Genomic DNA, 7,061 nt, shown 5'->3' with positions numbered 1-7,061 from the left:
CCACCACCACCCTCAACCAACTCATCATCCTCATCCCCGCCCTGGCCCTCATCACCCTGGGCTGGCTCCTCATCCCCCTGGCCGCCGACACCTACCTGCGCTTCAACCGCCTCCTGCTCTCCCCCTCCGAAAAAACCCGACTCACCGCCCGCGTCGCCCACCTCGCCACCAGCCGCGCCCACACCATCGACACCCAGGCCTCAGAGATCCGCCGCATCGAACGCGACCTCCACGACGGCGCCCAAGCCCGCCTCGTCGCCCTGGGCATGAACCTCGGCATGGCCGAACAAATCGTCGAAAAAGACCCCGAAACCGCCCGAGCCATGCTCACCGAAGCCCGCGAAACCACCCGCCACGCCCTCACCGAACTCCGCGACCTCGTCCGCGGCATCCACCCACCCGTCCTCGTCGAACGCGGCCTCGACGGCGCCGTCCACGCCCTCGCCCTCACCCACCACCTGCCCATCACCGTCACCATCGACCTCCACGGCCGCCCCGCCGACCCCGTGGAATCCGCCGCCTACTTCGCCATCGCCGAACTCCTCACCAACACCGCCAAACACGCCCACGCCACCCACGCCTGGATCCACATCAACCACGGCCGCAACCGCCTCGTCATCACCACCACCGACAACGGCACCGGCGGCGCCACCCCCGCCCCAGGCAGCGGTCTGGCCGGCATCCGCCGACGCCTGGACGCCTTTGATGGCACGATGAACATCACCAGCCCCCCGGGCGGCCCCACCATCGTGACCCTGGAGATCCCGTGCGTGTTGTCATCGCCGAAGACCTTGCCCTCCTCAGAGACGGACTGATCCGCCTCCTCCAGGCACACGACTTCACCGTCGTCGCCGCCGTCGACAACGGCCCCGACCTGCACACCGCCCTCACCGAACACAAACCCGACGTCGCCGTCGTCGACGTACGCCTACCCCCCACCTTCACCGACGAAGGCCTCCAGGCCGCCATCGCCGCCCGCACCCAGATCCCCGGCCTGCCCATCCTCGTGCTCTCCCAGCACGTCGAACAGCTCTACGCCCGCGAACTGCTCTCCGACGACACCGGCGGCGTCGGCTACCTCCTCAAGGACCGCGTCTTCGACATCGGCCAGTTCATCGAAGCCGTCCGCCGCGTCGCCGACGGCGGCACCGCCATGGACCCCGCCGTCATCTCCCAACTCCTCGCCCGCCAGGACCAGAGCGGCCCCCTGGCCCAACTCACCCCCCGCGAACGCGAAGTCCTGTCCGAAATGGCCGAAGGACGCTCCAACTCCGCCATCGCCGCACGCCTCTACATCACCGAAAAAGCCGTCAGCAAGCACATCAACAACATCTTCACCAAACTCGACCTGCCGCCCTCCTCCGACGACAGCCGACGCGTCCTAGCCGTCCTGGCCTTCCTCAACGGCCAGTAACCACCCGCCGATCGCACCCCCTCGGCACCCCGGACCCACCCGACCGGACCACGCGTGCGCACCCGCCCGACACCGCCGCCAGCCGCCCGCGCAGGTCGTACCCGTGCGAGGACTCCCCGGCCCACGGCACCGGCGCCACGCTCCCACACACCAAAGGCCGCGGCCCAGACCACCCGGCCCGAACCGCGGCCCCGACACCGCCGCCCACTACCCCCTACTGCTGCTCACGACGCACCCGGTACAACCCGTCGATCTCCTCCGCGAACGCCCGCAGCACCGCCTCACGCCGCAACTCCCCCGACGCGTGCACCAACCCCGACTGCACCGTGAACTCCTCCGCCAACACATGAAACGACCGCACCGCCAGATGACGCGGCACACTCCGATTGGCCTCGTACACCAAACCCTGCACCTCACGCAGCAGATCACGATCCCCCGCGATCTCCTCCGCAGCCATCGCCAACGGCCGACCGTTGACCAACCGCCAGTACTCCAACTGGTCACGCACCAACGTCACCAACGCACTCGCGAACGGCCGCCCCTCCACGATCACCAACACCTGACTGATCAACGGATGAGCACGCAACCGCGCCTCGAACCCCGCCACCAGCTCCGCGTCCCCCCGCTCCACGCGCTGCTCCCGCGCCTCCACCCCCGCGGGCTCACCAACCCCGGCCGGATCCACCGCGGCGAAGGCGGCCGTCACCGCCAACACCTCCCCAGAATCCTCACCCGAGACCGCACCGGGCTCCTGCTCCACCGCGGCCTCCAACGCGGGAGCCTCCCGCCGACGCACACCCTCCTCAGTGCCACGACGCCCCCGCGCCGGACGCCCCTCCAGAGCACGATCCTCAGGCTCCTCCAGCACACGGCCCTCCAACGCGGGGGCCTCATCCACCCCGCGCGCCACGAACCGCCCAGCCAACTCCTCCGTCGCCGCCTGCAACCGCAGCCGACCCGCCACACTCACGACCCCGTCCGCGTCCACCTCACCTGCGTACCCCGTCGCCAACCACCCCTCACGGAACGCGCTCCGCGAGGCCTCACCCTCACCCCAGTACCCCGAGAACACCGCACCGCCGCGCACATGGATCTCACCCTCACGCGACACCCACACCTCACGGCCCTCCAGGGCACGCCCCACCGTCCCCGGAACCCGGTCCCCCACAGCACCGGCCGTGAACACACCCGCGGCCTCGGCCGTACCGAACGCCTGCACCACCGGAATCCCCACACCGCCGAAGAAGGAGTCCAACCGGTCCGACAACCCGCCACCCCAGCACACCGCCAGATGAACCCGGCCGCCGAACAACTCCCGCACCCGCGAGAACTGCCAGTCATACATCGACCGCGACAACCGCTGCCACGCACTCCTGCGCGGCGACCGGTCGAACTGAACCGCCGACTCCACCGCCGCGTTGAACGTGCCCAACGAGTCCCACCCCGTCGAACGCGCACTCCCCCGCTCGACGTCGAAGACACCCTCCAAAACCCGGCCCGAACACACCAGAACCGTCGGCTTGAACGCCTCCACCTGCCGCATCAACCCCGTCGGGCCCGCCAACCCCACACGCACACGCCCCACCATGCACGCCACCAACGCGGCCAACCCCGAGATCTGCGACAACGGCAGATCCAACAACGTGCTCGCCCGACCCTCAGGCAACTCCGACAACCGCGGCCACATCCGGTCAACCACATCCGCCGCCGCCGACAACAACGCCCCGTGCGACAGCACCACACCCCGCGTCAGCCGCGACACCGTACTCACCGGATACAGCACCACCGCCACGTCCTCGGCCACAGCCCCGTCCCGACGAAACCGCACCGACGACGCGTCCATGTACGCACCCAGCGACGCCACACCCGGCAGACCAGCGTCCATCCGCCACACCCGGCCCAGGTCCGGCAACTCACGCTGCAAACCCGACACCGTGCGCAACGACCGCTCGCCCTGCACCACCGCGGCCGCCGGACGCGTCTGCCGCACCACATGCGTCAAACGCTCCGCCGACACCGACTCCGGCAACGGCACCAGCACCGCACGCACCGACCACACGGCGAACGCCAACCGCACCCAGTCCTGGTGCGACCCCGACACCACCACGACCCGGTCGCCCTCACCCACACCGGCCGCCACCAGACCCTTGGCGACCGCCGTCACCTCCGTGGCGAACCCGCCGGCCTTCACCCGCTCCCACCGGCCGCGCTCACCGCGCACGGAGAACACCTCCGCATGGGCCTCCTCCGTAGCCACCCCGTACACCAGGTCGCTCAGCCCGGAAAGACCCCGAGCCCACATACCAGGAGTGACACTCGGACCACCCATACCCACTCATCCTCTTGCCGCATCGGAAGACAGGCCAGACAGGCCCACCTCAATCGGGGGATTTCGACCTACTGTGCCTATTTCCCCACCACACGGCAACCCGGAACGCAGACCCGCGAAGTCCCAGCCCACACCGCGGCCACAACCCGCCCGCCCCGGCAGCACACCCAGGGCCCGGCACACCCGCCCACAGCACCCGGGCCCACACCAGCGAAAAACGCTCACCGCACCTTCGTGCGCACCGACCACACATACGCCAGCAACGACAACACCGCCACCGACACCATCACCACCGCCATACTCACCAACGACGGCTCACCCGTCTCCGTCAGCCCCGCCAACGACGCCACACCACCGCCCAGCGCGAACTGCAACGCACCCATCAACGCCGAAGCCGTACCCGCCACAGCCGCAGGCTGCCCGTCCAGAGCCGTCACCGTCGCGTTCGGCATGATGAACCCGACGCTGAGCATCATCAACGCGAGCAACGCCACGACCACCCACAACTGGGCCACACCCAACACCGCCAACACCGCCAACACACCCACCGAGGACAGAGCCAGCACCAGCCCCAGCCCCAGGCGCCGCAGCGTCTCCACACGACCCACCAGGAAACCGTTCAGCTGCGTACCCGCCATCATCCCCAGCGCGTTCACCGCGAACAGCCCCGCGTACAACTGCGGCGAGACACCGAACTCCGTCTGCGACACGAACGAGAACGCCGACACGTACGTGAACAACATCCCGAAACTGAGCCCCAACGTCAGCACGGGACCCACGAAACGCGGCTGACGCAGCAGACCACCCACAGTCGCCACCAACTGACGCGGACCCTGCCGACGCCGGTCCTCAACCGGCAGACTCTCCGGCAACCACACCAACACCAGCACAAAGCTCAGCGCCGACATCACCGCCAGCACCCAAAAACTCAACTGCCACGGACCCACCAGCAGCAACTGCGCACCCGCCAACGGAGCCAACAGCGGAGCCAACATCATCACCAGCGCCAGACGCGAGAAGAACCGCACCGCGTCATCACCCGCGAACAGGTCGCGCACCACCGCACGACCGATGACCGCACCCGCCGCACCGGCCACACCCTGCACGAACCGCAGCGCGATGAACAACGTCACGTCCGGCACGAACACGCACAGCACCGACGTCACCGTGAACAGGGCCACGCCCACCAACAGCGGACCACGACGCCCCACCGCGTCACTCAACGGCCCGATCACCAACTGGCCCACGGCCAAACCCAGCATCATCGCCGTCAGCGTGAGCTGGATCCGCGCCTCGCTCGTCCCCAGATCCCGCGTGATCTGAGGGAACGCCGGGAGATACATGTCGGTCGCCAACGGCCCGGTCGCCGTCAGCACACCCAGGACCAGCACCAGCAGCGCCACCGACTTGCGCGAGGGCGTCCAGCGCCCACCCGCGTCCGGCGCGGGAGGAGAAACCGGGACAGGGGAAGAGGACCTCTCGACCGCCTCCCGGTCAGGGACCACGGAGGGGGAGTTCGGGGACTGCACAGGCACTCCAGTTCAGGAACGGGAAGAGCGTCGGAAGGAGGAGCCCCGCCGACGACGGACACTCCCATACCAACATCCCGACCCCGCGGATCGCCTCCTCTTTATCCCCCGGAACACCTGTGATGTCCGTTACGACCCGGACGGTTACCTTACGAGCCGGTCCAGCAACCGCACGACCTCGCCCTCCGGATCCTCCGTCAGACCACCGTGGATGGGCCCCGGCTGCACGATCGTGCTCCGCGGAGCCGTCAACCACCGGAACCGCTGACCGGGGCGCTCACGACCGGCCGCACCCGCCCCCTCGCCGCCACGGCACATCGCCTCCACCGCCTCCAGCGCACGCCGCACACCCGCCACGTCCGCCTCGGTGTCCACCGCCAGCAACCGCCGCTCGTCCAACGCCGAACCAGCCCCCAGGAACCCCCGCTCCTGGCAGTACACGATCACCCCGGCGTTCACGCACTCACCGCGCTCCAACCGCGGCACCACCCGCAACAGCGCGTACTCGAACACCGCACGCTCACGCCGCTCACCCACACGACCGGTCGTCACCGCGTCGCTGTAACGCCTCGGGGCGCTCATACCGTCACCTCCGGCAGCCAGGAGCGCTCGGCCACCCGGGCCAGCAGGTACCGCACATACGCCTCACGCACATCCCCGGGACCGTCGAACCCCGGCTCGTCCGCCAGCCACTCGTCCGGCACCAGGTCCACCACACGGCGCAGCAGACCCTCGTTCACCAAGGGCGCCAGGTCCGCGTCCGCGGCGGCCAGGTCCGGCGACGCACCCGACAGCACGTGGTCGGAGGCGTCGTAGGGGCGGTGCACGAACCGCTCGGCGTTGGCCCAGTTGTGGTGGAAGATCAGCGTCGCACCGTGGTCGATCAGGTAGGGGCGCCCGTGCCACAGCAGCATGTTCGGGTTGCGCCAGGACCGGTCCACGTTGCCGGTCAGGGCGTCGAACCACAGCACCCGCCCGGCGAAACCCCGGTCCACCTCGAAGGTCAGCGGATCGAAGCCCAGCGAACCGGGGAGGAAGTCCATCCCCAGGTTGAGCCCGCCGCTGGCCTTGAGCAGCTCCTGCACCTCGGGGTCGGGCTCGCTGCGGCCGATGACCGCGTCGAACTCCGTCGTGACCAGCTCCGGAACGGGCAGGCCCAGGGCACGGCCCAACTCCCCCGCGACGACCTCGGCCACGAGTGTCTTGCGCCCCTGTCCCGCCCCGAGGAACTTGACCACGTACATGCCCAGGTCGTCGGCCTCGACCAACCCCGGGAGCGAACCTCCTTCGCGCAGCGGCAGCACGTACCGCGTCGCGATCACCTGTCTCAGCACGCGGACCAGCATAGGCAACCCGCGGAGCGCCCGCACACCGACGCCGCGAGGGACCCGCCGCTGAGTCGGACGCAGAAGCCCGCGACCTCTGGTTCCCCCGCCGCACCGGAACCGCCTCCCGACAGCGCCGCTAAAGGACCCTGAACACGTTCTAGGCAACACCCCGGGACCGTCGCGACACGCCGAACCGCTTTCGGCAAGGAGATTGGTAGGATTGTGCGGCGCAGCCGCGCGATCTAGTTAGTTTTTCTTTTCTGAAGAAAAGAATCGCCACCTGTACGACGTAGATTTATATCGGCGGCAAGGAGGGGCCCGCGCCGGAACCGGCCCTCGCGCTTCCCGGGCCGCCTGCTCCCCCGCTAGAGGTTGTCCTCGGGGGCGTCGCCCCACTCACCGTCGCCCTCCCCCGGCGTGGGCACGACCGGGGTCGGCTCCGATCCCCCGCCCTCCCCCTC

At 69.3% G+C, this 7,061-nt stretch carries 6 protein-coding genes; 2 read left to right on the top strand and 4 right to left on the bottom strand.

Translation table 11 applies throughout. The features are described from left to right. Together ABD54_RS24505 and ABD54_RS24500 are read left to right on the top strand one after the other, a co-directional pair. Positions 1 to 815, top strand: an 815-nt coding sequence (locus ABD54_RS24505) for a sensor histidine kinase (RefSeq protein WP_047871904.1), incomplete at its 5' end; no start/stop codon positions are given. Continuing rightward, the gene (locus tag ABD54_RS24500) at positions 767 to 1,414 is read left to right on the top strand and encodes a response regulator transcription factor (protein ID WP_013152994.1); all 648 of its coding nucleotides are present in this window, start codon (positions 767 to 769) and stop codon (positions 1,412 to 1,414) included. The genes ABD54_RS24505 and ABD54_RS24500, both read left to right, overlap by 49 nt. A 214-nt stretch (positions 1,415 to 1,628) precedes the next feature. Here the strand turns inward: ABD54_RS24500 and ABD54_RS24495 are convergent, their stop codons facing one another. From ABD54_RS24495 to ABD54_RS24480, 4 genes are all read right to left on the bottom strand, one after another. After that, positions 1,629 to 3,743 carry an AMP-binding protein gene (locus ABD54_RS24495; protein WP_047871903.1) on the bottom strand — a complete coding sequence of 705 codons (2,115 nt, stop codon included), beginning with the start codon at positions 3,741 to 3,743 and terminating at the stop codon, positions 1,629 to 1,631. A 221-nt stretch (positions 3,744 to 3,964) separates the two neighbouring features. Further along, positions 3,965 to 5,272 (bottom strand): multidrug effflux MFS transporter, encoded by a 1,308-nt coding sequence (locus tag ABD54_RS24490; RefSeq protein WP_047871902.1) that lies wholly within the window; start codon positions 5,270 to 5,272, stop codon positions 3,965 to 3,967. A gap of 144 nt (positions 5,273 to 5,416) precedes the next feature. Continuing rightward, on the bottom strand, positions 5,417 to 5,854 hold the full coding sequence (locus tag ABD54_RS24485) for a DUF3037 domain-containing protein (RefSeq protein WP_047871901.1): 438 nt from the start codon (positions 5,852 to 5,854) through the stop codon (positions 5,417 to 5,419). After that, positions 5,851 to 6,618 (bottom strand): HipA family kinase, encoded by a 768-nt coding sequence (locus tag ABD54_RS24480; protein WP_047871900.1) that lies wholly within the window; start codon positions 6,616 to 6,618, stop codon positions 5,851 to 5,853. The genes ABD54_RS24485 and ABD54_RS24480 overlap by 4 nt, the downstream gene beginning before the upstream one ends. Positions 6,619 to 7,061 lie beyond the last annotated feature (443 nt).

Source organism: Nocardiopsis sp. RV163 (assembly GCF_001029525.1).
In the GTDB taxonomy this organism is placed as follows: domain Bacteria; phylum Actinomycetota; class Actinomycetes; order Streptosporangiales; family Streptosporangiaceae; genus Nocardiopsis; species Nocardiopsis dassonvillei.
This window is presented reverse-complemented; position numbering and strand designations above follow the sequence as displayed.

Bases quoted from the DNA above. Each gene is read 5' to 3' on its own strand.
- ABD54_RS24495 (WP_047871903.1), bottom strand. From the start codon at position 3,743: ATGGGTGGTCCGAGTGTCACTCCTGGTATGTGGGCTCGGGGTCTTTCC.
- ABD54_RS24485 (WP_047871901.1), bottom strand. From the start codon at position 5,854: ATGAGCGCCCCGAGGCGTTACAGCGACGCGGTGACGACCGGTCGTGTG.
- ABD54_RS24480 (WP_047871900.1), bottom strand. From the start codon at position 6,618: ATGCTGGTCCGCGTGCTGAGACAGGTGATCGCGACGCGGTACGTGCTG.